The sequence below is a fragment of the Streptomyces sp. NPDC050287 genome (assembly GCF_044459385.1).
Lineage (GTDB): Bacteria > Actinomycetota > Actinomycetes > Streptomycetales > Streptomycetaceae > Streptomyces.
Genome location: NZ_JBITIY010000006.1, coordinates 510,692 through 537,639, shown reverse-complemented (window position 1 = coordinate 537,639; position 26,948 = coordinate 510,692). Strand labels below are relative to the sequence as shown.

The 26,948-nt window shown below is 69.7% G+C and carries 22 protein-coding genes and 1 tRNA gene; 13 read left to right on the top strand and 10 right to left on the bottom strand.

All coding sequences use genetic code 11. From position 1 onward, the window contains the following. Nucleotides 1-126: 126 nt before the first annotated feature. Entirely contained in the window at nucleotides 127-765 is a 639-nt protein-coding gene (locus tag ACIBK3_RS24340; RefSeq protein ID WP_399368930.1) for an ATP-binding protein, read from the top strand. A 10-nt stretch (nucleotides 766-775) separates the two neighbouring features. On the opposite strand, the gene ACIBK3_RS24335 is transcribed toward ACIBK3_RS24340, so the two are convergent. Further along, nucleotides 776-3,940 (bottom strand): DUF3427 domain-containing protein, encoded by a 3,165-nt coding sequence (locus ACIBK3_RS24335; RefSeq protein WP_399368643.1) that lies wholly within the window; start codon nucleotides 3,938-3,940, stop codon nucleotides 776-778. A gap of 225 nt (nucleotides 3,941-4,165) precedes the next feature. Then, nucleotides 4,166-5,182, bottom strand: a complete 1,017-nt coding sequence (locus ACIBK3_RS24330; RefSeq protein WP_399368641.1) for an SEC-C domain-containing protein — start codon at nucleotides 5,180-5,182, stop codon at nucleotides 4,166-4,168. 231 nt (nucleotides 5,183-5,413) lie between these two features. On the opposite strand from ACIBK3_RS24330, the gene ACIBK3_RS24325 reads away from it, so the two are divergent. Then, nucleotides 5,414-6,019 (top strand): dihydrofolate reductase family protein, encoded by a 606-nt coding sequence (locus ACIBK3_RS24325; RefSeq protein ID WP_399368639.1) that lies wholly within the window; start codon nucleotides 5,414-5,416, stop codon nucleotides 6,017-6,019. A 124-nt stretch (nucleotides 6,020-6,143) separates the two neighbouring features. Here the strand turns inward: ACIBK3_RS24325 and ACIBK3_RS24320 are convergent, their stop codons facing one another. After that, the gene (locus ACIBK3_RS24320) at nucleotides 6,144-7,616 is read right to left on the bottom strand and encodes a beta-1,6-galactanase (RefSeq protein WP_399368638.1); all 1,473 of its coding nucleotides are present in this window, start codon (nucleotides 7,614-7,616) and stop codon (nucleotides 6,144-6,146) included. Between the two features lie 269 nt (nucleotides 7,617-7,885). Between ACIBK3_RS24320 and ACIBK3_RS24315 the strand changes: the two genes are divergently transcribed. The 4 genes from ACIBK3_RS24315 (at nucleotide 7,886) to ACIBK3_RS24300 (ending at nucleotide 10,942) form a co-directional block, all read left to right on the top strand. Continuing rightward, nucleotides 7,886-8,728 carry a class E sortase gene (locus ACIBK3_RS24315; protein ID WP_399368636.1) on the top strand — a complete coding sequence of 281 codons (843 nt, stop codon included), beginning with the start codon at nucleotides 7,886-7,888 and terminating at the stop codon, nucleotides 8,726-8,728. A gap of 61 nt (nucleotides 8,729-8,789) precedes the next feature. Then, the gene (locus tag ACIBK3_RS24310; protein WP_399368634.1) at nucleotides 8,790-9,131 is read left to right on the top strand and encodes a DUF6412 domain-containing protein; all 342 of its coding nucleotides are present in this window, start codon (nucleotides 8,790-8,792) and stop codon (nucleotides 9,129-9,131) included. Nucleotides 9,132-9,220: 89 nt separating this feature from the next. Then, entirely contained in the window at nucleotides 9,221-9,934 is a 714-nt protein-coding gene (locus tag ACIBK3_RS24305) for a YidC/Oxa1 family membrane protein insertase (protein ID WP_399368633.1), read from the top strand. Nucleotides 9,935-10,084: 150 nt separating this feature from the next. Further along, nucleotides 10,085-10,942, top strand: coding sequence for a fumarylacetoacetate hydrolase family protein (locus ACIBK3_RS24300; RefSeq protein WP_399368631.1), 858 nt, complete (start codon nucleotides 10,085-10,087; stop codon nucleotides 10,940-10,942). Nucleotides 10,943-11,083: 141 nt separating this feature from the next. Here the strand turns inward: ACIBK3_RS24300 and ACIBK3_RS24295 are convergent, their stop codons facing one another. From ACIBK3_RS24295 to ACIBK3_RS24285, 3 genes are all read right to left on the bottom strand, one after another. Then, nucleotides 11,084-11,950, bottom strand: coding sequence for an LLM class F420-dependent oxidoreductase (locus tag ACIBK3_RS24295; RefSeq protein WP_399368629.1), 867 nt, complete (start codon nucleotides 11,948-11,950; stop codon nucleotides 11,084-11,086). A gap of 111 nt (nucleotides 11,951-12,061) precedes the next feature. Continuing rightward, nucleotides 12,062-12,565 (bottom strand): heme-degrading domain-containing protein, encoded by a 504-nt coding sequence (locus ACIBK3_RS24290; RefSeq protein ID WP_399368627.1) that lies wholly within the window; start codon nucleotides 12,563-12,565, stop codon nucleotides 12,062-12,064. After that, nucleotides 12,562-13,677: a Gfo/Idh/MocA family oxidoreductase gene (locus ACIBK3_RS24285; protein WP_399368625.1), complete on the bottom strand. Its 1,116-nt coding sequence runs from the start codon at nucleotides 13,675-13,677 to the stop codon at nucleotides 12,562-12,564. The genes ACIBK3_RS24290 and ACIBK3_RS24285 overlap by 4 nt, the downstream gene beginning before the upstream one ends. Before the next feature lie 118 nt (nucleotides 13,678-13,795). Here ACIBK3_RS24285 and ACIBK3_RS24280 point away from each other — a divergent pair, with 118 nt between their 5' ends. The 5 genes from ACIBK3_RS24280 to ACIBK3_RS24260 all read left to right on the top strand — a co-directional run bounded on the left by ACIBK3_RS24280 (nucleotide 13,796) and on the right by ACIBK3_RS24260 (nucleotide 18,293). Next, nucleotides 13,796-14,962, top strand: coding sequence for an ROK family protein (locus tag ACIBK3_RS24280; RefSeq protein ID WP_399368928.1), 1,167 nt, complete (start codon nucleotides 13,796-13,798; stop codon nucleotides 14,960-14,962). Between the two features lie 177 nt (nucleotides 14,963-15,139). After that, the gene (locus tag ACIBK3_RS24275) at nucleotides 15,140-16,009 is read left to right on the top strand and encodes a hypothetical protein (protein ID WP_399368623.1); all 870 of its coding nucleotides are present in this window, start codon (nucleotides 15,140-15,142) and stop codon (nucleotides 16,007-16,009) included. A gap of 120 nt (nucleotides 16,010-16,129) precedes the next feature. Continuing rightward, nucleotides 16,130-16,909 carry an HAD-IIA family hydrolase gene (locus tag ACIBK3_RS24270; RefSeq protein WP_030683721.1) on the top strand — a complete coding sequence of 260 codons (780 nt, stop codon included), beginning with the start codon at nucleotides 16,130-16,132 and terminating at the stop codon, nucleotides 16,907-16,909. 131 nt (nucleotides 16,910-17,040) lie between these two features. Beyond that, the gene (locus ACIBK3_RS24265; protein WP_399368621.1) at nucleotides 17,041-17,586 is read left to right on the top strand and encodes a hypothetical protein; all 546 of its coding nucleotides are present in this window, start codon (nucleotides 17,041-17,043) and stop codon (nucleotides 17,584-17,586) included. A 5-nt stretch (nucleotides 17,587-17,591) separates the two neighbouring features. Beyond that, a complete protein-coding gene (locus ACIBK3_RS24260) occupies nucleotides 17,592-18,293 on the top strand; it encodes a class F sortase (protein WP_399368619.1) in 702 nt (233 codons plus the stop codon). A gap of 374 nt (nucleotides 18,294-18,667) precedes the next feature. Here ACIBK3_RS24260 and ACIBK3_RS24255 read toward each other — a convergent pair whose 3' ends face one another. After that, on the bottom strand, nucleotides 18,668-19,447 hold the full coding sequence (locus ACIBK3_RS24255) for a GAF and ANTAR domain-containing protein (protein WP_399368617.1): 780 nt from the start codon (nucleotides 19,445-19,447) through the stop codon (nucleotides 18,668-18,670). Nucleotides 19,448-19,609: 162 nt separating this feature from the next. Here ACIBK3_RS24255 and ACIBK3_RS24250 point away from each other — a divergent pair, with 162 nt between their 5' ends. Further along, a complete protein-coding gene (locus ACIBK3_RS24250; protein WP_399368615.1) occupies nucleotides 19,610-20,632 on the top strand; it encodes a glycoside hydrolase family 6 protein in 1,023 nt (340 codons plus the stop codon). 61 nt (nucleotides 20,633-20,693) lie between these two features. Here the strand turns inward: ACIBK3_RS24250 and ACIBK3_RS24245 are convergent, their stop codons facing one another. From ACIBK3_RS24245 to ACIBK3_RS24235, 3 genes are all read right to left on the bottom strand, one after another. Further along, nucleotides 20,694-22,631, bottom strand: a complete 1,938-nt coding sequence (locus ACIBK3_RS24245) for a galactose oxidase-like domain-containing protein (protein ID WP_399368613.1) — start codon at nucleotides 22,629-22,631, stop codon at nucleotides 20,694-20,696. Beyond that, on the bottom strand, nucleotides 22,628-24,634 hold the full coding sequence (locus ACIBK3_RS24240; protein ID WP_399368611.1) for a glycosyltransferase family 2 protein: 2,007 nt from the start codon (nucleotides 24,632-24,634) through the stop codon (nucleotides 22,628-22,630). Before ACIBK3_RS24240 ends, ACIBK3_RS24245 begins: the two co-directional genes overlap by 4 nt. A gap of 641 nt (nucleotides 24,635-25,275) precedes the next feature. After that, nucleotides 25,276-25,349: transfer RNA gene (locus ACIBK3_RS24235), tRNA-Lys, on the bottom strand. Between the two features lie 199 nt (nucleotides 25,350-25,548). Here ACIBK3_RS24235 and ACIBK3_RS24230 point away from each other — a divergent pair. Continuing rightward, nucleotides 25,549-26,937, top strand: a complete 1,389-nt coding sequence (locus ACIBK3_RS24230; protein ID WP_399368609.1) for a peptidoglycan-binding protein — start codon at nucleotides 25,549-25,551, stop codon at nucleotides 26,935-26,937. Nucleotides 26,938-26,948: the final 11 nt, after the last annotated feature.

Sequence of the window (26,948 nt, the reverse complement as noted above, 5' to 3'; positions counted from 1 at the left end):
GCGCTCCCGGCTCAGTCTTGTGAGAGTTCCATTTTGAGAGTTCCAATGCAACTCTAGGTGTGCGGCCGAGTGCACTGTGCAACTCGGTGGGCTGAGAAGGAGTTGAGCGTGGACTGCGCCACCTGCATGCCAAGGAAGGCCTGGGACCTTCACTTTCTGGCGGAGCCCGAGGAAGTAGCGGCCCTACGGCGTGTGCTCCGGGTCCATCTTGGACTCTGGGGCTTGGACGAGCTCATCGACGCAGCCCAACTCTGCGTCAGCGAGCTGGTCTCCAACGTCATCAGGCACGTCGGTCCCGGCACCCCCACCACCCTTGCCGTATCAATGAAGGGCACCCGCCTGCGAATCGAGGTCTATGACCCCGACATTCGCGCTCTGCCCACGCTCCTCAACCAAGGCGTCAACGCTGAATCTGGGCGAGGGATGGAGCTCATCACCTTCACCGCTGATCGCTGGGGCGTCCAACTCCTCGCCGACCGCAAGGTGACGTGGTGTGAGCTCCCCACCACGCTGACCTCGCCCAACGGCCATCACGGAGGTCCTCACCTAGCACGAGCGGAGGAGGTGCTCGGCCTCTACAGTGGGGCGAAGTTGCTGCCCACAGTCGACTCAGGTCGGCTGAGCGCGGCCATGGCAGAGGAAGCAGCCATCGGCGCCATCTCTGACCTTCTCCACTGGCTCCGGGCGCATGGCCGCGATGCAGATGACGCCTTGGACCGAGCCCAGATGCACTTCGAAGGGGAGTTGGGTGTGGTGAGCGGCTAGACGGGAGGCCCTACCCGGCTTTGATCGTCGAGTATGTCCAGACGTCCGCCGGAATCTCGTGCTTCAGCTTCCACGTGATCGCCATCGGTTTGCTACCAGTGTGCGTCTCGTACTCCGCCGGGCCGAGCAGTATCCACGGCTGAGCGCCGCCTATGTCGTTGCTCTTGTAACGGCGCACGAAGAGCAGGACGTGGCTTCCCTCAGCGGCATGATGCTGATAGCGCAGGCCAGTGGGGGAGGCCTCGGAAGTTTGGTTCTGGGACTCCCAATGGAAGAGAGTTTCGCTCTGTGCGTAGTCGTGGTACCGGGTCTGCGGCGAGAAGTCCTTCTCGTCCTTCTCCAGCGTGATGAGGAGCGCGTCCGTCTTGATCGAGTCGCACCACTTCACGCCCTCGCGGAAATCGGCCGGCATGAAGCCGCCGATGTACGACTGCCCCAGCGCAGGCAGGATCTCTTCGCGGCTGTACGAAGCGTGCACGGTGAGAGGGACGCCGCCCGGACCGCCCAAGCCCAAGAGAGGGATCGGTACGTGCTCGGTGTGGGCGAGGTTGTACTCCAGCACCTGCCGCAACTCACTGCGGACGGCGTGCTGCTTGCGCAGCGCCGCGAATCCGGCGTCGTAGTTGGCGTACCCCTTGCGGACGATGCCGCCGAGTGGCCACAACTGGAAGAAGAGCATGCGGGCGTAGGCCTGTCCCTGCTCGTCAAGGGCGGTGTAGGCAGGGGCATCGTCTTCCAACATCCGCGTGTAAGCAGCGACCCGTTGTGGGTCGTCTACGTGGAGGAATGCGGAGATGCGTTTGAGGAGCGCGGCCTCGCCTTGCGGAGCCTCACCCTTTAGGAGGCCGGAGCGGCGGAGTAGACCCGTCCAAGAGTTTCCGTTGCCCCGGTAGAGCTCCTTGAGCTCGCGTCCACTCTCGTCCAGGTAGCGGCTGAGTTTCAGCTCGGCGTAGTCCGCTACCTCGCGGGTCAGGGCGGTGACGTTGACGCCGATCTGTTCCTTGATGTTGGCGATGATGGTCTTCTTCGCCTTCTCCTCAAGGATGATCTCGCAGCCAGATGGGAGCTGCGGGAAGTCATGCTCGATGTTGTCCAAGAGCCGCTTGCGGGTCAGATTCGTCAGCGCACGGAACTGGTTTTCGAAGCGAAACTCCTTGCGGTGCTGGCCGATGAAATCCATCACGGTCAGCACCGCTTTGTTCTCGGTACGTCGGAGCCCTCGGCCAAGTTGCTGCAAGAACACCGTCGCACTGGAGGTGGGGCGCAGCAGGAGCAGAGTGTCTACGTCAGGGATGTCGAGGCCCTCGTTGAAGAGGTCGACCGAGAAGATCACCTGTACCGCACCAGAGGCGAGGTCAATCAAGGCCTGCTTGCGCTCGACAGCAGGAGTGCCGGCAGACAGGGCCACGGCATTGAGGCCGGCTTCGCGGAAGGACTCCGCCATGACATGCGCGTGCTTGACAGAGACACAGAAGCCCAACGCGCGCATGGCACTTGGATCGGCGACCTTCTCCTCAACGGCTTTCAAGACCAGCAGGGCCCGCGGACGGTTGGCGGACAGCGCTTCGCTCAGTGCGCTTGCCTCGTACGCCCCGCGATGCCACTTCACCGCGCTCAGGTCGGTGTTGTCGCTGATACCGAGGTAGTGGAAGGGGCTGAGTAGTTCGTTCTCCAAGGCCTCCCACAGCCGCATCTCGGCAGCGATCCGACCATCGAAGAACTCGTCCTGGATGTTCTTGCCGTCCATGCGCTCGGGAGTCGCTGTCAGTCCGAGCAGCTCCAGCGGCTCGAAGTGATCGAGTATCTTCCGATACGTCGGCGACGTTCCGTGGTGGAATTCGTCGATCACGATCACGTCGAAGTGATCAGCAGAGAGCCGGCCCAGTGTTCGCGCGTTCAGCGACTGGACGCTGGCGAAGACATGAGTCCAGCGCTCCGGGATCTCTCCGCTATGCAGGGACTCGCCGAAGTTTGCGTCTACCAAGACGTCTTGGTAGGTCCGCAGGGACTGCTGGAGGATCTCCTTGCGATGAGCGACGAACAGTAGGCGCAGGTCACGGCCGTGTTTCTTGCGTAGATGCTTGTAGTCCAGTGCCGCCATAACCGTCTTGCCCGTGCCTGTCGCGGCAACCAGCAAATTCTGGTGCCGGTCATGTACCTCACGCTCGACTTCGAGGCGCTCCAACATGTCGCGTTGGTGGGCATAGGGGCGGACTTCGAGACCGGACAGAGTGATTCTGCGATCCGCGGCTGAGGTATTCGAGGTGCCCCCGGCGATCGCCAACGCTTCCTGGAGTCGAGCGCCGTCGGTGTCCGGGTCGTACAGCTCGAAGGACGGGTCGCTCCAGTAGGCCTCGAAGGTCGCGTCGAACTTGCGCAGTACGTCGGGTGTGGCGATGGACGAAAGCCGGACGTTCCACTCCAGCCCATCGAGCAGCGCGGCCTTGGAGAGGTTGGAGCTGCCGACGTATGCCGTGTCGTAACCGCTCTTACGCCGGAACAACCATGCCTTGGCGTGGAGTCGCGTCGACCTCGTCTCATAGTTGACCTTGACCTCGGCGTTGAACTCCTGAACCAGCCGGTCCAGCGCGCGCCGCTCGGTCGCCCCGATGTAGGTCGTCGTGATGACGCGTATCGGCACGTCCCGCTCGTGGGCAGCTTGCAGAGACTGCTCGATGATCCGCAGACCGTGCCACTTCACGAAGGCACAGAGCAGGTCTACGCGGTCAGCGGTGGCCAACTCGGCACGCAACTCGAAGCCGAGGCTGGGGTCTTCCGGCGAGTTGGTGATGAGCGCGGTGTCGGAGAGTGGGATGCCCGGGCGTACAGCGAAGACACCAGGGGCCTCCTGCTTCGCCAGTGCCAGGAGTTGGCGGGGCCCGTCGGCGACTAGATCAACCCACTCCTGGGCCCCCGATAGCGTGCTAATGGACTCCAAGATGTGGTTGGCCGCGTACACCCGCTCTTCGGCTGGGAGATTCTGCAGGACGCGTCGTACCGTCCCTGCCACATGGCGAGCCAGGACATGAGGTACAGATTCCGCGCCCACCGAGTCACTCACGGGGTGCCATCCCAGGCTGGCGAGCTCCTTCAACTGCTGCTCAAAGCGGAGAGTGATGAGCTGCTCGTACAACCCAGCGTGAGTGACAGAGGCGTCGTGGCGGCCCTGAGCCATGGGTCTAATCCCCCGTTGAACGTGTAGCGGACAATGCACGTGTTCTATCCAGCGAGAGCCGACAACACATGGCTTTCTGGGATAACGGTGGTTGACCCGCACGCCGCGACTGTGGCCCTACGTGCTGGCCTGATCCGTGCTCAGCTGGATAAGACGCGGCACCGGCCCTGTTTGCTTGACCGCATCGTTGCCGACTCGCCGCGGCGTACTCCTCGGCTTGGCCTATCAGGCCAGGGCCCCGTGACACTCCCGATACGATTCTCCCGACCCACACCAACACCCCGCCCCCCGCTCCGGCGGCCACGACACCGCCCGCCCCCGAGCCGCCAACGTCGTCGCATACTGCGGCAGCAGTGACACGTCCTCCGGGGACGTGCCCTCCGACGCCGCGAAGGCCTCGTATGACGGGACCGTGCCCGGCACGATGCCCAGGTTGGGCGTGCCGGACGTGGCCAGTTCGCGCAGGGACGTTTCTATCGTCGTCAGGTGGGCCTCGTGTGAGGGGTACTCCGTGGCCAGTGACGGATACGCGTCCACCAGCTCCGCCAGTTCGTCCGCCGGCCAGTGGAGGACCGCTACCGGGAACGGGCGGGAGAGGGCCTCGCGGTAGGTGCCGAGTTCCGCTCTCAGGCGGGAGATCTCCGCTTCCAGTTCCGCCGGGTTGTCCGAGCCGAGGGACCAGACGCGCTTCGGGTCGTGGAGTTCGTCCAGGGACACCGGGGACGAGTGCAGGGTGTCCGCGAGTACGTCCCAGTCGTCGTGGGGGACGCCCAGCATGCGGCGGACCCGGTGGCGGCCGAACAGGAGCGGGTGCATGGAGTACGGGGGCTGCTGGACGTCCGCCAGCAGCAGCCTCGCTCCCTGCGTGAAGGTCTCCTGGGCCGCCTCCAGCTCGTCGTGGGATTCCAGGGCCTCCGCGACGATCACCCAGGGGGCCGGGTCGCGGGGGGACGCGGCGCGGACGCCCTCGATGATCGCTCGGGCCTCGGCCTCGTGACCGTACTCCCAGAGGTTCGCGGCCTTGAGGGCTCGTACCAGATGGGGGTTCTCCAGGCCGGTCGGTGACGACAGCAGGCGGTCGTAGAGGGTGCTCGCGGCGGGGCGGTCGCCGGCGAGTTCCAGGTGGGCCGCGGCCTGCAGGAGCAGGGCCTCGGCGTCCTCGGGATACAGGCCGGCGGTCCGCTCCAGGCGTGCCGCTTCGGCGGGGTGGTCGACGTTCTCGGCAGGCGTGTCGGGGCGCATGGGGGACACCGTACTGCCGAGAGGTGTCGGAGGAGAGGTACGTGCAGGCCAGGGCGGGCCAGAGGGCCATGTCTCCCGTGCACGGGTACCGGGCCGCCGGGCGGGGTGGGGTCGCCCCCGCCCCCCACCCCGGGCTGATCCGAACGACGGCCCCAGGGCCGCGGCGCGGGCGCTCCGCCGATGAGTTTCCGGCGGTCGCGCCGTCTAACCTTTCGACGAAGGGAGCGCACCATGCGCAAGATCATCGTTTGTACGTTCCTGACGCTGGACGGCGTCATGCAGGCGCCGGGCGGTCCGGACGAGGACGCTGAGAGCGGCTTCGAGCACGGCGGCTGGCAGAAGCCGGTGTCCGACGACGAGGTCGGCGCGGCCATCGCCGGTTGGTACGAGCACTCCGACGCGATGCTGCTCGGCCGCAAGACGTACGAGATCTTCGCGTCGTACTGGCCGACCGCCGATCCCGGCAATCCGTTCACCGACCGGATGAACAGCATGCACAAGTACGTGGCGTCTCGGACCCTGACGTCCGTCGAGTGGCAGAACTCCACGCTGCTGGAGGGCGACACCGTCGACGCCGTACGCGAGCTGAAGGCGTCCGACGGCGGCAACATCAACGTCGTCGGCAGCGGCGACCTCGCCCAGACCCTCATGCGGCACGGCCTCGTCGACGAGTACCGGCTGACCATCCATCCGGTGATCATCGGCACCGGCAAGCGGCTGTTCGCCGACGGAGCGATCCCCACCGCGCTGGAGCCGGTCAGCGTCTCGACGACGAAGGGCGGCACCGTCGTCGGCGTCTACCGGCCCAGCGGCAAGCCCACCTACGACAGCTACTAGGCGGCGTCCGGCCCGGTGCGGGGCCGCCCACGGCGGCGGGGAACGCACAGGCGTGCCATCGCCTCCATGAAGGGGGGCTCGCCGGCCGGGGCCCCTTCCGCGGGCCCCGGCCGCCTGGAACCACCTAGATCGTCACCCCGTCGATCTGCAGCGTCTGTACCGCCTTCGCCGCGAACGGGACCGCCACCGTCTTGCCGCTGAGGCGGGTGTCCGAGTACGCCGTGTACTTGTCGCCGCCCGTGGTGACCGTGTTCCAGCGCGGGACCAGGCCGCCCGAGCCGCCGCTGACCGTGGTGAAGCGGGAGAGGTCGAAGGTCAGGGTCTGGGCGGCGGTGGAGGTGTTCAGGGCGACGATCACCAGGCGCTTGGCCGAGGCGTCGTAGGCCGCGGCGGCGTAGCTGACGCCGGTGTCGAGGATCCGCATGCCGGGGCGGATGTGGCGGCTGAACTGGGCCATCACGTAGTGCTTCGTCTGGACCGTGGTCGGCTGCAGGGTGTTCGCGTCGTACGCGATCATCGCCCAGCCCGCGGACGGGTCCATGACCTGCCAGTAGACCCAGGCGGTGGGGTGCAGCCAACGGAAGTCGTAGAGCAGGTTGCTCGCCATGGTGAAGCCCGTGCCGTCCTTGTCGCCGGTCTCCGAGTTCCACAGCGCCTTGCCCGACGTGGTGACGACGTCCGAGTAGAGCAGGTCCCTACGGCCGCCCGAGCCCTGGTAGCCGTGTACGTTGACCCGGTTCACCAGGGCCTTCGTGGACGAGCTGAAGGAGTTCCAGGTGGTGCGCGCGAGGTCGTAGCTCGTCTCGTCCGAGGCCGAGATCCTGGTGGCGGTCAGACCGCGCTTGTCCAACTCGCTGCGCATGTAGGGGAGTACGGCCGACTGGACGGTGGCGTCCATGTGGCAGCCCTCCTGGGTGCCGGTCGCCGTCCACCAGGACGACGAGGGCTCGTTGAAGGGGTCCACGGTCGCGAAGTTCACGCCCCAGTTGTTCTTCGCGCGCAGCGCCACCGCGGCCAGATGGGAGGCGTGCTGGCGGTAGTTCCAGGACTGGAGGTTGTTGCCGCCGTCCGAGGCGCCCGACGGGTTGTGGTTGAGGCACATCCACCACATCGGGGAGTTCGCGAAGAGTTCGGTCGTCGCGCCCCGGGACGTCGCCTTCACCAGCATCGCGCGCTGCTTGGCGTCCGCGTTCCAGTTCCAGGCCGAGGACGCGGGGTCCTCGTTGTTCCAGTCCTGCCAGTAGCCCTCGATCTGCTTGAAGGAGGGGATGTTCGGCGAGGCGGTCATCGACGTGCCGCCCACGCTGTTCCAACTGCACGCGCCCAGGTTGTAGCGGGCGATGTTCAGCCCGAGGCCGGGCAGCGCCGTGCCGTTGTACGACACCGACTTGGTGGTGAAGAAGAGGTCGGCGAAGTCGTCCCGGGCGCCGAAGACGTTCGCCCACCAGGCCAGCGAGGTGCCCCAGCCCTCCCAATTGCCGTACGACGTACCGGGGTTGACGGCGATGGTGGCGTCCGCTCGCGCGGTGCCGGTCGCCAGGGCGCTGCCGAGGAGGGTGCCGCCCGCGGCCGTGAGCAGCGTTCTGCGTCGGATCATGGCTTCTCCGAACTCCGAGTCGATCGACGCCGGTCCCTGAACCGGGGTCGTGGCCTGTCCCGCTGATGCCAGGACGAAGCATCGGGTGTGGCGCGTGAGGTTGTCGAGGGTTCTGCAAGCCCTTTCTAAAACCTCTGGAGGAAGTCCGGTATACCGAACGGGCCGCCACACCTTGGGCGTTCGGGCTGGTGACTTCGAGGCCCCGCGCCTATCGTGCGGGCGGCCCCGGTCGAGGGCGTACAAAAGGGCGGGAGGCGGGAGGCGTCCGCATGCGGCTTCACGTCGTGCACCACGGCATACGACGCCGGCGCGCCCTGCGCCGACGGGCGCTGTGGGCCGGGGGCGAACTCCTCGTCACCGTCGGGGTCCTGATGCTGCTGCTCGTCGCGCACCAACTGTGGTGGACCAACCGCCAGGCCCGGCAAGGCGCCGAGCACCAGGTGGAGGCGCTGGAGCGGGAGTGGGAGGGCGGTCACGGCGACCCCGGCGGCAGCAGCGACACCGGCGAAGGCGGCGACCCCGGCGGCAGCAGCGACATCAGCGAAGGCGGCGACCCCGGCACCGGCGATGGCCGCGATTCCGGTACGTCCGTCCCGTCCGCGTCCCCGGACCCGCCGAGGGAGCGGCCCGCCGCCGACGACCGGCCCTCCACACCCCGCCGCTCCCAGGCCTACGCCATCCTCACCGTCCCCCGCCTCGACCTCCGCGTCCCCGTCGCGGAGGGCATCAGCAAGCCGAACGTCCTCAACAAGGGGTACGTGGGCCACTACCCCGGCACCCAACAGCCGGGCCAGGCAGGGAACTTCGCCCTCGCCGGGCACCGCAACACCCACGGCGAGCCCTTCCGGTACATCAACCGGCTGCGGCCGAAGGACACCGTCGAGGTCGAGACCGGGACCGCGACGTACACGTACACCGTCGACCGGACCCTCCCGCAGACCTCGGCCCGGGACGCCGGCGTCATCCAGCCGATCCCGCGGTCCACGGTCCACCCGGGCCACGGCTACACCGACCCCGGCTTCTACCTCACCCTGACGACCTGCACCCCCGAGTACACGTCCAGGTACCGGCTCGTGGTGTGGGCCAAGCTCGCAAAGGTGCGGCCGCGCTGACTTACCATGGCCGTGGCAGGCGCAAGAGTCGCAACAGCCGTACGAGGGGAGGGGAGTGGCCGTGATCCGTCGCTGGACAAGCTGGACGAGCTGGAGCAGTTGGACCAGCCCGCGCCCCTCCGCCGTACTGCTGATCCTGGTCCTCGGCGTCGCGCTGCTCGACGCCGGCGGCAGCCTCCCGGCCACTGTCGCGTTCGCCGCGACCGCCGCGGCCGGCGCCGCACTCGGCGTCTGCTGTCTGCTCGCCTCGCGCGCCGCGCCCGCCGTCCCGCCCACCCGGGTGCGTACGGCCATCCGCGACCGCGCCCGCCGTACGGCGTTCCTGCCGCAGCGAGACCCCGACGCCAAGGGGCGCAGTCGCCCCCGAGCGCCCGGGCACGCCCTCCCGACGACCGTCGCGTAGGGCACCCTCTTCCACGGGCCGGACCCCGCGCGGGTCGTCATGCCGTCCTCACCACTCCCGGCACGACGAGACCCCCGGAGGGCTCACCCATGTCCGTTTTCGCCGACCTGGTCCAGCACCTGGCCGACCTGCTCCAGCCGCTGTTCGGCGCCACCGCGGCCGCCGCCGCGATCGTCCTGTTCACCGCACTCGTACGACTCCTCGTGCACCCCCTGTCCCGGGCGGCGGCCCGCGGCCAGAAGGCGCGCACCCGGCTCCAGCCGAAGATCGCCGAGCTGCGGAAGAAGCACGCCAAGAACCCCGAGAAGCTGCAGAAGGCCGTCCTCGCACTGCACGCCGAGGAAAAGGTGTCGCCGCTGTCCGGCTGTCTGCCCAGCCTGCTCCAACTGCCCGCGTTCTTCCTGCTCTACCACCTGTTCTCCAGCACGACGATCGGCGGCCGGACGAACGAACTGCTCACCCACCGGCTGTTCGCCGCGCCCCTCGGGGACCGCTGGACGGACGCGCTCGGCGGCGCCGGGATGTTCGGCGGCGCGGGACTCGTGTACGTCGGCTTGTTCGTGCTCGTCGCCGCGGTCGCCGCGTTCAACTACCGCCGTACGAAGGCGATGACGGCCGCCGGTGCGACGGTGCCCGTGGCGGGCGGCGAGCAGCTGCCCGGGCTGGGCGCGATGAGCAAGGTCATGCCCTTCATGTCCTTCTTCACGCTGTTCACCGTGGCGGTGGTGCCGCTCGCCGCCGCGCTGTACGTGGTGACCAGCACGACCTGGAGCGCGGTGGAGCGGGCGGTGCTGTACCGCTGAGCCGGGGCCGCACCGAGAAGTACCGGGACCTGCGCCGGTCCAGTCCGTGAACCGGGTATTGCGGACTGGACGCCCAGCTTGGAGGATCGACCAGTCCTCCGATGGCTGCACCCGTCGGCGGAGCGCCCGCGATCGAGGGAGATTGGGATCATGAAGCTGCTGCGAGTCGGTACGGCGGGGTCGGAGCGGCCCGCGCTGCTGGACGCCGAGGGAGTCCTGCGGGACCTGTCCGGTGTCGTTCCTGACATCGACGGTCCGCTGCTCGCCGACGAGACGGCCCTGAGCCGGATCCGCGCCGCCGCCGACGAGGGCTCGCTGCCCGTGCTCGACGCCACCGGGCTGCGCGTCGGACCGCCGCTCGCGCGGATCGGCAAGATCGTGTGCATCGGGCTGAACTACCACGACCACGCCCGTGAGACGGGGGCCGAGCCGCCGCCGGAGCCGGTGATCTTCTTCAAGGCCGCGGACACGGTGGTCGGACCGCAGGACACGGTGCTGGTCCCGCGCCGGTCGGTGAAGACCGACTGGGAGGTCGAACTGGCGGTCGTCATCGGACGTACGGCCCGGTACGTGGAGTCGGCCGAGGCCGCGCTCGGGCATGTCGCGGGGTACGCCATCTCGCACGACGTGTCCGAGCGGGAGTTCCAGATCGAGCGGGGCGGAACCTGGGACAAGGGGAAGAACTGCGAGACGTTCAACCCGCTCGGGCCGTGGCTGGTGACCGCGGACGAGGTTCCCGACCCGCAGGACCTGTCACTGCGGCTGTGGGTCAACGGGGAACTGAAGCAGGACGGGACGACCGCGGAGCAGATCTTCCCGGTGGCGGAGGTCGTGCGGTACGTCAGCCAGTTCATGACGCTCTACCCCGGAGACGTGATCAACACGGGGACGCCCGCGGGAGTGGCGATGGGGCACCCTGAGCCGAAGCCGTATCTGCGGGCCGGGGACGTGGTGGAGCTGGAGATCGCGGGGCTGGGCCGGCAGCGGCAGGAATTCAAGGACGCGTAGCGCTCCGCGGACAGAGCCGGGGAACTGCGGCGAGCCCGCCGGCCGCGGGCCGGCCACGGCCCGTCGCGAGTTCCCCGCGCGGCCGGCCGTGGCCGGTCGCGCCCACGCGGCGGAGCCGCACATCGATACGGCCCGCGCTCCTCAGGCCAACAGATCCGCGAGTCGGCTCCAAGCCGCCCTCGGCAGGATGCCTCGCGGCTCGCCGTCCACCACCTGGAGGGCCACGTGGTCCGCGCCCGCGTCGAGGAAGGCGTCGATGCGGGTGCGGATCGCCGACTCCTCGCCCCAGGCGAACAGCGCGTCGATCAGGCGGTCGCTGCCGCCGTCCGTGAGGTCGTCCTCCGTGAAGCCGTGGCGGAGGAAGTTGTTGGTGTAGTTGGGGAGGCCGAGGTAGATGGCGAGGGCCCCGCGGGCCAGGGAGCGGGCCCGGGCCGGGTCGGTCTCCAGGACGACCATCAGCTCCGGGGCGAGGAGCGGGGTCTCGCCCAGGATCTCGCGGGAGTAGGCGGTGTGCTCGGGGGTCACGAGGTACGGGATCGAGCCGGCGGCGCGGTCGCGGGCCAGCTCCACGGTCTTCGGGCCGAGGGCCGCCAGGAGACGGCGGTCCGCGGGTACGCCCGCCGCGTCCAGTGCGTCGAGGTGCGCGACGAGCGCCGAGTACGGGCGGCGGTACTGGTCCGTGGTCTTGGCGTGACTGACGCCGAGACCCAGGACGAACCGCCCGGGGTGGGCGGCCTCCAGGTCGTTGAAGGCGGCGGCGGTGTCGGCGGGCTCGTGCTCCCAGATGCTCTGGATGCTGGTGCCGACGACGATCCGCGAGGTCGCCGCGATCAGCGGGGCCGCGTCGGCGGCGGAGGTGTTGCCGCCCAGCCAGATCGCGCCGTACCCGAGCTGCTCCAGCTCGGCCGCGGCCTCGGCCGCCGCGCCGCGCCGGGCCGGGTCCTTGGAACGCATGCCACCCCACCAGATGCCGTAGCGTCCTACGGTTTCCTTCACGGCGTTGCTCATGGATTCGGTCCCTCCGGTCGAGGTGCGGTACACGGGTGCCAACGGGAGGGTGCTCGGGGATCTTCCCCTGACTTCCCGTAAGGAGCTCCCCGTATCCTCCCGTCCCGCCCGTCACAGCTCCAGGAACTGCTCCAGCGCTTCTACGACGAACCGGTGGTCCTGCAACTGCGGCAGCCCGGAGACGGTCACCGCGCCGATCACGCCCACGCCCTCGACGGTGATCGGGAAGGAGCCGCCGTGGGCCGCGTACTCGTCCGGGTCGAGGCGCGAGGACTCCTCGAACGTCGTGCCCTTGGCGCGGCAGCGGGCGCCGACCAGGTAGGAGGCGGAGCCGTAACGCTCCACGACCCGGCGCTTGCGGGCGATCCAGGCGTCGTTGTCGGGGGCCGACCCGGGCAGGGCGGCGTGGAAGAGCTGCTGGCCGCCGCGGTGGATGTCGATGGCGACCGGCGCCTGCCGCTCCCGGGCCAGCTCGACGAGGAGGGAACCCAGCGCCCACGCGTCGTCGTAGGTGAACTGCCGGAAGACCAGGCGCCGTTCCTGCGTCTCCAGTTCCTCCAGGGGCGGGGTGAGCTCCGGGTGGAACTTCGGGGTGATCTCCGGGTTGTGCGTCACAGCTTCACCGTCACTCCATCGTGGGCCGAACGGCGTGCCGCCTCCAGTACGTCGAGGGCGGCGGCCGCCTCCAGCGCGGTCACCGGGTTGGCGCCGCCGTCCGTGAGGGCCCTGGCCACGGCCGCATAGTAGGCGGGGTAGTCGCCCGGCAGCGTCGGTTCGGGACGGCCGCCGCCGGTCAGCGGGGACTCGCCGGCGCCGACCCGCCCCCACAGGTCCTCGGGTTCCCGGCCCCACCCGGCCGCCGTCGTGCCCGGGCGCTGCCCCTCCCGCAGGGCCGCCTCCTGCGGGTCCAGGCCGTACTTCACATAGCCCGCCTTGGAGCCCAGCACCCGGAAACGCGGGCCGAGCTGGGCGGTGGTGGCGGTGGCGTACAGGTGGGAGCGGACGCCGCCGGCGTGGGTGATCGCGATGAACGTGTCGTCGTCGGTCTCCGCGCCCGGGCGGCGGATGTCCGACTCGGCGTACACGGAGACGGCCGGGCCGAAGAGGACCAGCGCCTGGTCGACGACGTGGCTGCCGAGGTCGTACAGCAGACCTCCGATCTCTGCCGGGTCGCCGGACTCCCGCCAGCCGCCCTTCGGCTGCGGACGCCACCGCTCGAAACGGGACTCGAAGCGCCATACGTCGCCCAGTTCGCCCTCGGCCAGGAGCTTGCGGAGGGTCAGGAAGTCGTTGTCCCAGCGGCGGTTCTGGAAGACGGAGAGGAGCAGGCCGCGGTCCTCCGCCAGGGCGGCCAGCTCGCGCGCCTCGGCGGCCGTACCGGCGACCGGCTTGTCGACGACGACCGGCAGGCCGGCCTTGAGGGCGGTGGTGGCGAGCGGGACGTGCGTCTTGTTCGGCGACGCGACGACGACCAGGTCCAGGTCGCCGGCCCGGTCGAACAGCTCGTCCGGCGTGGCGACCGTGCGCACGTCCGGGAACTCGGCGCGGGCCTGCCCCTGCCGCTCGGGGTCGGACGTCACCACCGTGTCGAGGGCGAGGCCCTCGGTGGCGGCGATCAGCGGCGCGTGGAAGACGGCCCCGGCGAGGCCGTAGCCGATGAGGCCCACGCGCAGGGGCGTACCGGCCGTGCCGGTCGAACCAGTCGATCCAGTAGTCGTACCTGTCATGTCTCCCACTTTCGCAACGCTGTTGCCAAAGTGCAAGCGGTGGGGAGAATGGTGAGGTGAAGAAGGCGGAGAGTGGCGAGGTGGACGCGTGAGTGAGGTGGGCGGGCGGGCCGGAGGCATGCGGGGAGTCGGCCTTGGCGTGAACCTGCTCGCCCTGCGCAGTCACAACACCGCGCTCGTCCTCGATCTGTTGCGTACGGCCGGTGCGCGGGGCGTCAGCCGGCTCGAACTCGCCGAGCGGACCGGGCTCACCCCGCAGGCGGTCAGCAAGATCACCGCGCGGCTGCGGGAGGACGGGCTGGCGGCGGAGGCGGGCCGCCGGGCGTCCACCGGCGGCAAGCCGCGCACGCTCCTGCGGTTGGTACCGGAGGCCGGACACGCGGCCGGGGTCCACCTCGACCGGGACGAGCTGCGGGCCGTGCTCGTCGACCTCACCGGCACCGTGGTGGGCGAGCGCCGGGCCGCGCTGGACCTGGGGGCGGGCGCGGACGCCGTGGTGACGGCGGTGGCCCGGGAGACGGAGGGCCTGGTGGCCGACGCGCTCGGGGCCGGTGGTGCGGGCTCGCTCACGGCGGTCGGTTCCCTCCTCGGGGCCGGCGTCGCGCTGCCCGGGCCGCTCGACCACACCCGGGGCGTGCTGCACCGCGTCACCGGGTTTCCCGCATGGGACGGGTTTCCCTTGCGGGACGCCCTGGCGCGGCGGCTGGGAGTGCCGGTCGTCGTCGACAAGGACACGAACGCCGCCGCGCTGAGACTCGCGGTGGTCGGCGAGGACGAGAGTGAGGACGGGGGCCGGTCCTTCGCCTACCTGCACCTCGGTACGGGGCTCGGCGCCGGGCTGGTGATCGGCGGGAGCGTGCACCGAGGGGCGCGGACCGGGGCGGGGGAGTTCGGACACCAGGTCATCCAGCTGGACGGACCGGTGTGCGGGTGCGGGAACCGGGGGTGCGTGGAGGCGCTGTGTCTGGAAGCGGTGGCGCGGGGGGAGTGGGAACAGGCGGCGCGGGTTCTGGGGGAGGCGGCGGCGAATCTGGTGGCGCTGCTGGATATCGACCTGGTGTTGCTGGGGGGCCGGACGGTGGCCGCGGATCCGTCGGTTTTCGTACGGGGGGTCGGTGCGGTGCTGTCGGATCGGGCCCGGCGCGCAGGGGGGCGGGACGGAGGACGGGGCGAGGGAACGGACGGGAGCGTGCCCGTGCGGGTTGCCTCCGGCGGGGTGCGGGGAGTCGCGGAGGGGGCGGCGCAGTTGCTGTTGTCGCCGGTGTTCGGGCGCGGGGACGGGTAGGCGGGGCTTGTCCTGGGCCACGGTGCTCGTCCCGCCGGGTAGGCAGGGCTGTCCTGGGCCCCGGTGCTCGTCCCGCCGATCGGGCGGCATCGCGCGTCCATTCGGTGAACCCCGCCGGGGCGGCGCCGATCACCCGGCATCCCCGCCCGGCATGGTCATGTGTTTATGCGACTGCCTATGACGTCTGTTCTGCTCTGTCTCGCCGTCGCCGCCGGTGTTCAGCTTCCGTCGGTGAGTCCGGCGTACGCCGACTCGTGCGCGGCCGGGTCCCAGGGGCCGGACTTTCCGGTCAGGGCTCGGATTCACGGAGGGCCCGGGGTCTATCAAGCCGGGGGCGGGTACGGCGTCTGGTATCTCGATCTGACCAACACCACCGACCGGACCTGCGGGAACATCCACCCGGTGGTGATCCTCGTCGACGAGCGGCGGGTTCTCGAACCCGGGCAGCCCCGGCTGGAGTTCTACGAGGAGACGGGCAACGGGACAGGGAGCGGTGGTGTCCGTGCGCACCCCGTTCCGTTCGAGCGGACCGACGCCGATGAGCTCGTCGGGGTCTTCGCGGGAGAGAGGGACCGGTTCCCCGGGTTCACCGTCGGGCCGGGGAAGACACTCAGCGTGAAGGTGCGGCTCGCGGTCGGCTCGGACGCCGTGGCGAACCAGGTCACCGCCAACGCGGCCGTCGTACAACGGCACCACGATGAGGATGACGGCGACTGGGTCGGGCAGTCGAACGACTACCGATTCCGGATCGACTCCGAGGCGGACGCCCCGATGCCACCGGAACCGTCGGCGCAGTCGCCGTGGCAGTCACCATCCCAGGCGCCATCGCCATCGCCATCGCAGTCGCAGTCGCCATCGCAGTCACCGCCGCTGTCGCCGTCGCAGCCCCCGCGTGTCGATGTCACCGCACCCGGGACCAGCCGCCTCCCCTTCGCCGACGAGCTCGCCCGCACCGGTCTCGGTCCGACCACCGGAGCCCTCGCCGCCGCCCTCGCCCTGCTCCTCGTCGCCGCCGGCACCCTGCTGCTGGTCCGCAGGCGCCGCTGATCCGGCCTCTCCCGCCGCCCCTGCCCGAACCGGCCATTCCCTCAAGATCCGGCGCTGTTTAGGCTGGGGCCCCGCAGCACCGCGTACTCGCGTACTCGCGTACGGCAGGAGATCCCGCACATGGCAGAACGCAGGCCCATCGAGTCGTGGCTCACCGACATGGACGGTGTGCTCATCCACGAGGGCGTACCGATCCCCGGCGCCGACGCCTTCCTGAAGAAGCTCAAGGAGTCCGGGAAGCCCTTCCTGGTCCTCACCAACAACTCGATCTACACCCCGCGCGACCTGCACGCCCGGCTGCGCCGCATGGGCCTGGACGTGCCGGTCGAGTCCATCTGGACCTCGGCGCTGGCCACCGCCCAGTTCCTGGACGACCAGCGGCCGGGCGGCTCGGCGTACGTCATCGGCGAGGCCGGGCTGACCACCGCGCTGCACGACATCGGCTACATCCTCACCGACCACGAGCCGGACTACGTCGTCCTCGGCGAGACCCGCACCTACTCCTTCGAGGCCATGACCAAGGCGGTACGCCTCATCGAGGCCGGCGCCCGCTTCATCGCCACCAACCCCGACGAGACCGGCCCCTCCACCGAGGGCCCGCTGCCCGCGACCGGTGCCGTCGCCGCGCTGATCACCAAGGCCACCGGCAGGCAGCCGTACTTCGCGGGCAAGCCGAACCCGCTGATGATGCGCACCGGGCTCAACGCGATCGGCGCGCACTCCGAGACCAGCGCGATGATCGGCGACCGGATGGACACCGACGTGCTGGCCGGCATGGAGGCCGGAATGCAGACGTTCCTGGTGCTCACCGGCCTGACCCGGCCCGAGCAGGTGGAGAACTTCCCGTACCGGCCGTCCACGGTCGTGGACTCGATCGCGGACCTCGTGGACCGCGTCTGAACCCTCCGGGAGTCCGAGCCGGATCTGAAACCCCGCGGGCGGGGAAAACGACCCGTTCGGAGCAGTGCCGCCCCGCCCGGGATGCGGGGGCGGTGCCCCGGGGGGAGTCTCCAGGTATCTGGAGGTTCACGATGGGTTCAGCAAGAATCACTCTCTGTGCCGGCGTCCTGGCGGCCGTCGCCGCCGTGCCGGTCGTCGCGTCCGCACCGACGGCGTACGCGCAGGACGGCGGCATCTCGGTCAGCCCCTCCGCCCCGGCTCCCGGCAGCGACGTCGCCCTGCGGATGAGCGGCTGCGGGGAGAAGACCGCCACGGCCGTCTCCGCCGCGTTCGTCGCGGACGTCGAACTCGCCGTCGTGGACGGCGTGCTCGTCGGCGAGAGCCGCGTGCGCTCCACGCTCACGGCGGGCACGTACGACGTGAAGGTCAGCTGCGGCGCCGAGGCCCGCAAGATTCCGCTGACCGTCGTGGACAGACCGGCGCGGCCCACCACCCCCGCCTCCCCGGTCGCCCCCGTGCACGCCGGCGGCGGCGGCACCGCGCACCTCGTCGCCGTGGACGAGGCCCGCGAGGCCGGTCCCGGCACGGTGCACGCGGTGATCGGGCTGCTCCTCGCCGGGGTCGCCGGGGTCGCCGTCGCACTGCGCGGCTGCCGCCGGAGCCGCAGGACGGGCTGACGGCCATGTCGGAGCACGAACACCTCTCCGCCGACGACCACCCCGCCGACGGCGCACGTCCCTCCGGCACCGGCCGGCTGGTCACCGGCGTGGCCTGGGCGCTCCTGCTGCTCGGACTGTGGCTGTGGGGCCGGGAGGTGACCGACGTACGGCCCGGCATATCCGCGCCGGCCACCGGCGACATGGCGGCGGTCGGCCGACCGCCGGACGTCGAACTGCCGCCCCCGCACCGGCCGCTCGCGAACGCCCTCCCGCAACGCGTCGACGTTCCCGAACTCGGCATCCAGGCACCGGTCGTGGCCCGCGGCCTCGACGGGCAGGGCGCGATCGACCCGCCGCCCTTCGATCAGGCGGGAGTCGTCGGCTGGTACGCGGACGGGGCGAGCCCGGGCGCCGCCGGCACCGCGCTGATGGTCGGACACGTCGACACCGAGACCCGGCCGGCCGTCTTCTACAAGATCAGCGCGATGAAACCCGGCGAGACCGTCCGGGTGGTCCGCGACGACGGCAAGGTCGCCGAGTTCACCGTCGACGACGTCCAGGTCGTCACCCGCGACCACTTCGACGCCCAGCAGGCCTACGGCCCCCGCCGGACCGGACGGGCCGAACTGCGGCTGATCACCTGCGGGGGCACCTTCGACCGGGAGACCCGCAGCTACACGGCGAACGTGATCGTCTCGGCGTACCTGACGGGCACCGGACCGTGACACGCGCCGGAGTGCCACGGCACCCGGCGTGTCACCGCACCCGACTGTGAGCGCCGGGCCGGTCGACGCGCCCGGCCCGGTCGGCGGCCCGCTCCCCCTGAAGCCGTCGACCGGGCTGGTCCTCAACCGCGCGCGCACGGGCCGCGGGAGTGACCCGGCGCCGGCGCGGGAGGTCTGGAAAGCGACGGTGGTATGTGACTGTGGCCGGGGACCGGGGCCGTATGACACGACTTTAGAACGGATGCGCGCCCCGGCCTAGAGGCTGATCGACGCCAACTCCCGCGCGGTGGCGATCCGTCATCCGCCCAGGTGGCCACGGTCGCGAGTGCGGCTCCCGCGGGCCGCTCCGACAGCGGGCGCGTACAGCCGTACCGCTACGGCGTCCCGTCACCCGGTCCCGCCGGCTCGCGGCGCAGCTCGGCGTCGTCCAGGAGACCCTCGACGACCGCGCTCGCCACCTGGTCCAACGGCAGCCGGTGGCGCCGCGCGTACTGTCTGAGGGCGTTGAACGCCTGGTCGACTCCGGTCTGCCGACGCTCGGCGAGCATGCCCTTCGCCTGCTCGATCCGGGCCCTGCTGGACAGCGCCCGCTGCAACTGCCCTGACCGGGTGCGGTACTGATCGTACGTATGGTGATTGCGCAGCCCGAGGGCCGCCGCGTCCGCGAGGGCCTGCGCCACCAGCAGTTCCCCGGCCGTGCCGTCCTCCTCCGGCGCGGGCGGCGGTGTCGCCACGAACACGGTGAGCGCGCCGAGGAGCGTCTCGTGGCGGCGCAGCGGGACCGCGAAGGTCGCCAGGATGTCGTGCCTGAGGGCCCGCTCCGTGAAGTCGGGCCAGCGGGCGTCCGCGTGGGCCGCCCGGATCGACACCGGCGGCACCGGCTTCCCGGAGTCGTAGCTCTCCATGCAGGGCCCGCCGCCGCGCTGCGCCTCCAGCAGCTCCAGCGCGAGTTCCTGGTGCCGGCTGCTGCCCGCCAGGGACACCGCCCGGCCGTCGTCGATGAGCATCACGCCGGCCGCCCGCGCGGCCAGGAGGTCGACACAGTGGTCGGACACGCGTTGTAAGTGAGGGGTGGGCTCGAAGCCGTCGGCGAGGGTGTCCGCCGCCTCCACCAGTGCCGCCGCCAGCCGGAACTCCCTGGTGGTGTACCGCATGCCGAGCACTCCCCTTCTGATGACGAGCGCCCCCGCAGGGCGCGCGCGCACCCCGCCGCCGGGGCTGTAACAGCTCACCGACAAGGCTCCGGCGACCTCGTGGGCGGCGCGAGTGGTGTGTCACGATTGAGACTTGGAACGGTGCACCCAAGGGGGAGTTGGATGTACGTCAGCAACGGGGCCGGAACGCGGGCTGCCGTAGCGGTGCTGGGGGTGGCGCTGCTGGTCGCAGGCTGTTCGTCGGGGGGCGGCGGGGGCAAGAAGGAAGGCGACGCGTCCGGTGCGGCGATCAAACAGCAGCCCAAGGAGGCCGACCCGTTCTGGGTGAACCCGGACGGCAACGCGGCGAAGCAGCTGGCGGCCTACCTGAAGGCCGGCAAGAAGGCGGAGGCCGAGCAGATCCGCAAGATCGCCGAGCAGCCGACCGGCGAGTGGATCGGCCCGGAGAACCCGGAGCAGGAGGCGCGCGGCTTCACCGAGGCCGCCGAGAAGGCCGACCGCACGGCCATCCTCGTCCTCTACAACATCCCGCACCGCGACTGCGGCCAGTACTCGCAGGGCGGCGCCGCCGACGGCGACGCCTACCGGGCCTGGATCGACGGCGTGACCAAGGGCATCGGCGACCGTTCCGCCACGGTGATCCTGGAGCCCGACGCCGTACTCCACCTCGTCGACGGCTGCACCGGCAAGAAGTTCCACGAGGAGCGCTACGCCCTCCTCAACGAGGCCGTGAACAAGCTGGCGGCCCTGAAGAACACCAAGGTCTACCTGGACGCGGGCAACGCCGGCTGGGGCCACCCCGACCAGATCTTCGAACCCCTCCAGCGCGCGGGCGTCGGGCAGGCCGACGGCTTCGCCGTCAACGTGTCCAACTTCTACTCCACCGAGGACTCCATCGCCTACGGCAAGAGGCTCTCCGCGAAGGTCGGCGACAAGCCCTTCGTCATCGACACCAGCCGCAACGGCAAGGGCCCGTACAAGGACGGCACAGCGAAGGAACGCTGGTGCAACCCGCCCGGACGGGCCCTGGGAGAGACCCCGACCACCAAGACGGCGGACCCCCTGGTCGACGCCTACGTCTGGGTCAAACGCCCGGGAGAGTCGGACGGCGAGTGCAAGGGCGGCCCGAAGGCGGGCCAGTGGTGGGCGGACTACGCACTGAACCTGGCCCGGGATTCCGGCTGACGGCCAGTTCCCCGCGCCCGAAGGGGCGCGGGGCCGGCGACAAAGTGACTCTGCGGAAGCGCTACGGCACCTTCACCCACTGCGCCTTGGACGGCGTGCCCTGGTCGTCGTCGACGAACAGCATGTACCACCCCGACTGAACCAGGTTCTTGTTCTTCGGCACGGTCACCGTGATCTTGTCCCCGGACGCCTTGAAGTCCAGGGCGATCGACCGCTGGTCCACATCCGTCACATGCGTCGAGGCGCTCGGCCGGATCAACCGCGCCTTCTTCACCGACGAGGCGTGCTGGGACGTGAACGTCCCCGACCCGCCGCGCTCGATGGTCTGCGGCCCGCCCGACAGCGACGGCCGGGAGTCCCGGTACAGATACGGCGGCGTGTACATCTCGATCCGCTGCTCGAACGTTCCCGGCTTGGTGTTCGCCTTGTCCCCGTACAGCGAGTCCGATCCGAAGAACATCACCCGCCCGTCCGGCAGCAGCAGCGACCCGGAGTGGTAGTTGCGCCCCACCAGCGGATCGGCGACCTCGTCGAACGTGTTGGAGTCCGGGTGGTACAGCCGGGCCTCGAGGATGTTGGAGTCCCCGCGTCCCCGGTAGTCCTCCGAACCCCCGGACACCAGGACGGAGTCGTCCGGCAGTACCGAGGCCTGCGGGTACCGCGTGCCCTTCTCCAGCGTCGGCCCGTCCACGAACTTCGGGTCGGCCGCCTTCAGGTCGACGATCCGGGTCCGGTTGCTGGACAGCTTGGACTCGCCGACCCCGCCGCCGCCGATCACCATGAACTTCTCGTCCTGTGCCGGAGGCAGCAGCACGGTCCCGGACGTCTCCATCCGGTCCGGGTCGCTCAGCCCCGGGATCTTCGTGAACTTGTTGCCGGCCACGTCCCACACGCCCGGGTCACGGCCCACGTCGTCCGGCCCGTAGCCCGCGTTCGAGCCCGAGTAGAAGACCTTGCCGTTCTGCATCAGGAACAGCGCGGGGTACGTCGGGAACTGACGGGTCTTCGGCAGGTAGGTCCACTTCCGGGTCTTCGGGTCGAAGACCTCGTTCTTGCCGGGGACCAGCTGCCCGATGTCGTCGAGGCCGGAGACGCTGAGGATCTTCCCGTTGCTCAGGGTGGTGAGCGTCGGGTACCAGCGGGCCTCCTTCATCGGGTCGACCTTGATGTACTTCTCGGCGATCGGGTCGAACTCGAAGGCGTCGCGGATGCCCTGGAAGTCCTTCTTGTCGAGGGCGAGTTTCTGCGCGATGCCGTACGTGTTCTTCGCGTCGGCGCCGGTGAGGCCCTGGACGGTGTAGTTGTCCTGGGTACCCGTCTCGTACGTGGCGCCGCTCTTCTGCGCCTCGACGTAGATACGGCCGAGTCCCGGGGTGTTGCCGAGGAACTTGCCGGTCTCCTTGTCGAATTTCTTCGTGGCCCGCTCGACGACGACCGGGTCCTTCGACACGAAGGTCTTGCCGTTCTCCTTGCCCACGAACTTCGTGCCCGCGGGCAGCGTGATCGGCTTGTCCGGGTTCTCGTTGTGGACGATCATCAGGCCGCCGGCCTTGGTGACGTCACCCTTCAGCTTCTCGTACCGCTTGGTGCCGCCCGCGATCAGCAGATTGCCGTTGGCGAGCTGGGTGTGGCCGGTGCAGAACAGGTCCTTCGGCGTCGGGATCTTCTTGATGGTGCCCTTGACGGGATCCCAGATACGGGTGTCGAACTTCTTGTCGTCGAAGTTGTCCTGGTTGTTGCCCGAACCCGCGACGAGCAGCACCTTTCCGGTGCGCAGCAGTGCCGCGTGAATGGTGTTCTGCCGGTACTTCTCCGGGAACTGGATGATGTCCCACTTGCCGTTCTCGGCTTTGTATTCGGGTTTGTTGATCTCGTACTGGTGGTATTTCGCGGTGCCGAAGCGGTAGAGCCACGGTCCGTTCATCCCGGCCAGCGCTAGCACCACCGCCGTGCCGATGGCGAGTCGACGGACACGGCGGCGGCCGGCCTGGTCCTTCATTCCTTACGTCCCCCAAGTCCACCAAGGGCGATCTGCATGGTCTGGTCGCCCGTGCCGTTCGAGTCGGCCCAGCTCGGCTTCTGCTGCGGGGCGTGCTGGGCCGCGGTGCGCTGCGTGGGCAGCGGATGCGGCTCGTAGGCACCCGCGGCGGCGGCGGACTGCGGGGGCTGGGCGACGGGAACCGCGTCCTGCGGCTCCTGCTCGGGCACCGCGGGCTTCTTCTTCGCCTGCCGCAGCATGTGACGCCAGGCGAAGATCGGCGTCGCGGTGATCAGCGTGGCGAAGGCCGCCCAGATGATCATCGCGGGGTGCGAGTGCCCGAAGACGAAACCGGCGGTGATCGAGGCGCCGAAGATCGCGATGAAGTACCAGTGGTACCGGAAGGTCGCGAACCACCGGTCCGGGCTGGCCGAATCACCCTTGGGAGTGACCACGAACTTGCTCTTGCGGCGCAGCACGGAGTCGAGCAGCGCCTTGGCGTAGAGCGGCGCGGACAGTGCGGACATCACCATGCCGGCCACACCGCCGGAGCCCTCCGGCTCGTGCGGGGAGACGTTGTGCCGGCGGTTCCAGATGTACAGGCCGATCTGCAGCGCGGAGGCGTTGCCGTAGAGCATCAGCCACACCGTCGGGTCGATGTTGACACCCGAGGCGCCCAGGCCCAGGAACAGCGCGCAGCTCAGCGCCGCGAGGATCCAGTTGAGGGCGGACATCGGGTAGAAGATGATCATCATCGTGTAGTTGAAGAGCTTGCTCGGCGGCAGCGAGTACCAGCCCTTCCAGTACTGCTTGAGGATCGTCTCGTACGTGCCTCGCGACCAGCGCATCTGCTGGGTGAAGAAGTCCGTCCAGGCGCTGGGGCCCTCGCCGACCGCGAGCACGTCCGGGGTGTAGACCGAGCGCCACTTCTTGCCCGTCGCCGGGTTCTTGGCGCGGTGGATCTCGAAGCCGGTGGCCATGTCCTCGGTGATCGAGTCGTACAGGCCGCCGATCTGCTTGAGCGCCTTGATCCGTACGGCGTTCGAGGTGCCGACGAACATGGGGGCGCCGTACCGGTTGCCGGCGCGCTGGATCAGCGCGTGGAAGAGGAACTGCTGCGACTCGGCGGCCTTGGTGACGAAGTTGTCGTAGTTGCCGTAGACCTGCGGGCCGATGACGAAGCCGATGTTCGGGTCACGGAAGAAGCCGAGCATCCGCTCCAGGTAGTTGGGCAGCGGTACGTGGTCGGTGTCGACCGAGGCGAAGAAGTCGTAGTCGTCGCCGTGCGCGTCCAGCCAGGCGTTGTAGTTGCCGTGCTTGGTCTTGGCGCGGTGCGGGCCCGAGGGCTGGTTCCACTTCGCGACGCCCTTGCGGGAGAAGTGGTGCACACCGAGGCGCGCGCAGACCTCCTTGACCGCCGGGTCGTCGCCCTCGTCCAGGAGCCAGACGTTCATGAGGCCGCGGTGGCGGATCCGCACCGCGGCTTCCAGGGTCTTCGTCACCATCTCCAGCGGCTCCTTGCCGGGCACGAAGGAGGTGAGGAAGGCGACTCTGGTGCCGGTCTCGGGCACCACCGGGATCGGGTCGCGGGCGACCAGGGTGGCGTGCGCGTTCGACAGCACGTTCATGCAGCGGAAGAACTCGATCAGACCGATCGAGACGAGCATCACGATGTCGAGCGCGGGCAGCCAGTCGAAGGCCGGGTAGTCGCGCTCGGTCCAGTGCTCGGGCTGCAGCAGCCAGCCCAGCAGCACCAGCGACAGCAGCGGGGCGGCGGCCAGCATCAGGGCGACCCGGATGCGGTGCGGCTCCTGCGAGATCAGCGAGCGGTACTGGACTCTGTAGGGCTTGGTCGGATCGGGCTGTGTGAGGGGTCCCGCGAGCCGGCTGTAGTGCTCGTAGTCGTACTTCGGCAGCGTCTTCTTTATCCGGCGGAAGGCACCGGTCCGATGCGAAGGCACCCTCAGTTGGGTGGTCTGGGACGGGTCGTGGTTCTGCCGGGCGCCCGTCGGCGTCGACGTCATGAGTCATCCCCCCACACGCGTGTCACCGCGTGGTGTCGTTTCTTTCCACTGGTCGGGTCCCCCTAGACCCTTCACAGTCGTACCAGCTGGGCCACAGTCGTCACATCGTCCACCTTCATGGACACAGGACTGAGGCCTTCCGGTTGCATGATGCCGTCCTCGGCATCACTTCATGAACGGGGCCCCCTCTCCCCGGCAACCGGCTCCTGCCCCCCAACTGCCGCGTATACGCAGCATCTTGAAAGCCAGGGTTCTACGGTGCTCATCATGATCGCAAGATGCGAAACGCGGTGTTTACCGGTCATACGCGTTCATTGTGGCCTGTGTGGGGACCTTGTGGAGCCGTTGTGGACAGGAGGGTGCGGATGTTGCCGAAGTGCTCGCTTGTGACCACCTCCGCACATGTCGCGAGACCTGACTGTGTGCCTCGCCCGGCGGCATGTCGGCCGGACCCCGGTGGAGGTGGCGTGAAACGCGCGGTCGGTCTCGGGGAGGCCGCCCCCCGGCGGCCTCCCCCTCCGGTTCCATACGGTCGACGGGGGCGTCCAGTTCAACGAGACCCGTTTCCGGGAACATCGCGACGAGACCGCCCTCCGGAAACGCGAAAGCCCCTCGCTCCCGCGAGGGGCTTCCCACTGTCGTGCGCCGCCAGGGACTCGAACCCCGGACCCGCTGATTAAGAGTCAGCTGCTCTAACCAACTGAGCTAGCGGCGCCTGCTGACCTGCACAACCTTACCGGATCTCGGAGGGTGCCCCGGACCACCCGCCCGCCCGTCGCCGACTGCCCGCCGACCGTCAGGGAGGGCCCGCCGTACATCATTCGGACCGTCAGCATGCGCGTCGGGACGACAGTTGAGAAACTGGCGAACGTGTACAGGATCGGACATTTCACCCAGGATGTGAGGGGAATCGTATGGCGGCTCCGGTCTTCGAGGAATTCGATCCCGCGAGCGACTGCGACTGCCCCGGATGCGTTCACTGGCGGCGCGTGCCATCGCGTGCCCGGACCGGCCGTCACCCGGCCGCCCATCGTGCCGTGATCGTCGCCGCCGCGGCCTCCGCCGCGCTCGTCGCAGGTCATACGGCACCCGCCGAGGCCGCCCCGCACGCCCCCGGGCGTCCGGGCGTCGCCCCGGACGGCGAGTCCGGCACCCCGCAGGGCGGCCGGGCGCCGCTGCGCGGCCCGACCGGAAACTCTCAGAAAGCCCCGGTCAAGGTGCCCACGACCACCCGCGCGGAGATCATCGAGCGGGCCCGGCAGTGGGTCGCCGCCAAGGTGCCGTACAGCATGTACGAGTCCTGGAGCGACGGGTACCGGCAGGACTGCTCGGGCTTCGTGTCGATGGCCTGGAACCTGCCGGGGAACGAGTGGACGGGCAGCCTCGACCAGTACGGGGTGCGGATCGCCAAGGAGGACCTCCGGCCCGGCGACATCCTGCTCTTCCACAACCCGGAGGATCCCGGGCGGGGTTCCCACGTCGTGATCTTCGGCGGCTGGACCGACTACCGGCACACCTACTACATCGCCTACGAACAGGCCCGCCCGCACGCCCGCCGGCGGGTCACCCCGTACGCCTACTGGAGCCACTCCGACGACTACGTCGCCTACCGCTACAAGGGGCTCGAGGGCGCCACGGCGGGCGCGACACCAGGGACACCAGGGACACCAGCGATGCCGACGACGTCAGCAACCCCAGCCACCTCGGCTACGTCGGCCACGTCGGCAGGCGCGGAACCCGACACCGCCAAGCCCGGTGCGGCCGCGCCGACGCCGTACCCCGGGCGGGCGTACTTCGGTCCCGGGGCGAACAACAAGTACGTCACCCAGCTCGGCCGGATGCTCGTCGAGCGCGGGGCCGGGCGGTACTACACCTCCGGGCCCGGCCCCCGCTGGTCGGACGCGGACCGCAGGGCCACCCGGGCGTTCCAGGAGGCGCAGGGCCGGCGCGGCCGGGGCGCCGGCGGGCTGCCGGGCCCGCTGACCTGGGAGCTGCTGGTGACGGGCGCGGGCCGGGACATCGGCGCGGGCGCGGCGGGTGCGCCCGCGCCCTCCTCGCGCGGGGTGCCCGCCTATCCGGGACGGGCGATGTTCCGGCCGGGCGCGCAGAACGAGTACGTCACCCGGCTCGGGGAGCAACTTCTGAAGAAAGGGTTCGGCATGTACGGCACCACCGGCCCGGGACCGCGCTGGGGGGAGGCGGACCGGCGAGCCGTCGAGGCCTTCCAGCGCGCCCAGGGCTGGCGTGGCGGCGCGGCGGACGGCTTCCCGGGCCCCGAGACCTGGCGTCGGCTCTTCTCCTGACCACGATTTCT

Coding starts and splice junctions, on each gene's coding strand:
- ACIBK3_RS24340 (WP_399368930.1), top strand. CDS start 127: ATGCCAAGGAAGGCCTGGGACCTTCACTTTCTGGCGGAGCCCGAGGAA.
- ACIBK3_RS24335 (WP_399368643.1), bottom strand. CDS start 3,940: ATGGCTCAGGGCCGCCACGACGCCTCTGTCACTCACGCTGGGTTGTAC.
- ACIBK3_RS24330 (WP_399368641.1), bottom strand. CDS start 5,182: ATGCGCCCCGACACGCCTGCCGAGAACGTCGACCACCCCGCCGAAGCG.
- ACIBK3_RS24325 (WP_399368639.1), top strand. CDS start 5,414: ATGCGCAAGATCATCGTTTGTACGTTCCTGACGCTGGACGGCGTCATG.
- ACIBK3_RS24320 (WP_399368638.1), bottom strand. CDS start 7,616: ATGATCCGACGCAGAACGCTGCTCACGGCCGCGGGCGGCACCCTCCTC.
- ACIBK3_RS24315 (WP_399368636.1), top strand. CDS start 7,886: ATGCGGCTTCACGTCGTGCACCACGGCATACGACGCCGGCGCGCCCTG.
- ACIBK3_RS24305 (WP_399368633.1), top strand. CDS start 9,221: ATGTCCGTTTTCGCCGACCTGGTCCAGCACCTGGCCGACCTGCTCCAG.
- ACIBK3_RS24300 (WP_399368631.1), top strand. CDS start 10,085: ATGAAGCTGCTGCGAGTCGGTACGGCGGGGTCGGAGCGGCCCGCGCTG.
- ACIBK3_RS24295 (WP_399368629.1), bottom strand. CDS start 11,950: ATGAGCAACGCCGTGAAGGAAACCGTAGGACGCTACGGCATCTGGTGG.
- ACIBK3_RS24285 (WP_399368625.1), bottom strand. CDS start 13,677: ATGACAGGTACGACTACTGGATCGACTGGTTCGACCGGCACGGCCGGT.
- ACIBK3_RS24280 (WP_399368928.1), top strand. CDS start 13,796: ATGCGGGGAGTCGGCCTTGGCGTGAACCTGCTCGCCCTGCGCAGTCAC.
- ACIBK3_RS24275 (WP_399368623.1), top strand. CDS start 15,140: ATGACGTCTGTTCTGCTCTGTCTCGCCGTCGCCGCCGGTGTTCAGCTT.
- ACIBK3_RS24270 (WP_030683721.1), top strand. CDS start 16,130: ATGGCAGAACGCAGGCCCATCGAGTCGTGGCTCACCGACATGGACGGT.
- ACIBK3_RS24265 (WP_399368621.1), top strand. CDS start 17,041: ATGGGTTCAGCAAGAATCACTCTCTGTGCCGGCGTCCTGGCGGCCGTC.
- ACIBK3_RS24260 (WP_399368619.1), top strand. CDS start 17,592: ATGTCGGAGCACGAACACCTCTCCGCCGACGACCACCCCGCCGACGGC.
- ACIBK3_RS24255 (WP_399368617.1), bottom strand. CDS start 19,447: ATGCGGTACACCACCAGGGAGTTCCGGCTGGCGGCGGCACTGGTGGAG.
- ACIBK3_RS24250 (WP_399368615.1), top strand. CDS start 19,610: ATGTACGTCAGCAACGGGGCCGGAACGCGGGCTGCCGTAGCGGTGCTG.
- ACIBK3_RS24245 (WP_399368613.1), bottom strand. CDS start 22,631: ATGAAGGACCAGGCCGGCCGCCGCCGTGTCCGTCGACTCGCCATCGGC.
- ACIBK3_RS24240 (WP_399368611.1), bottom strand. CDS start 24,634: ATGACGTCGACGCCGACGGGCGCCCGGCAGAACCACGACCCGTCCCAG.
- ACIBK3_RS24230 (WP_399368609.1), top strand. CDS start 25,549: ATGGCGGCTCCGGTCTTCGAGGAATTCGATCCCGCGAGCGACTGCGAC.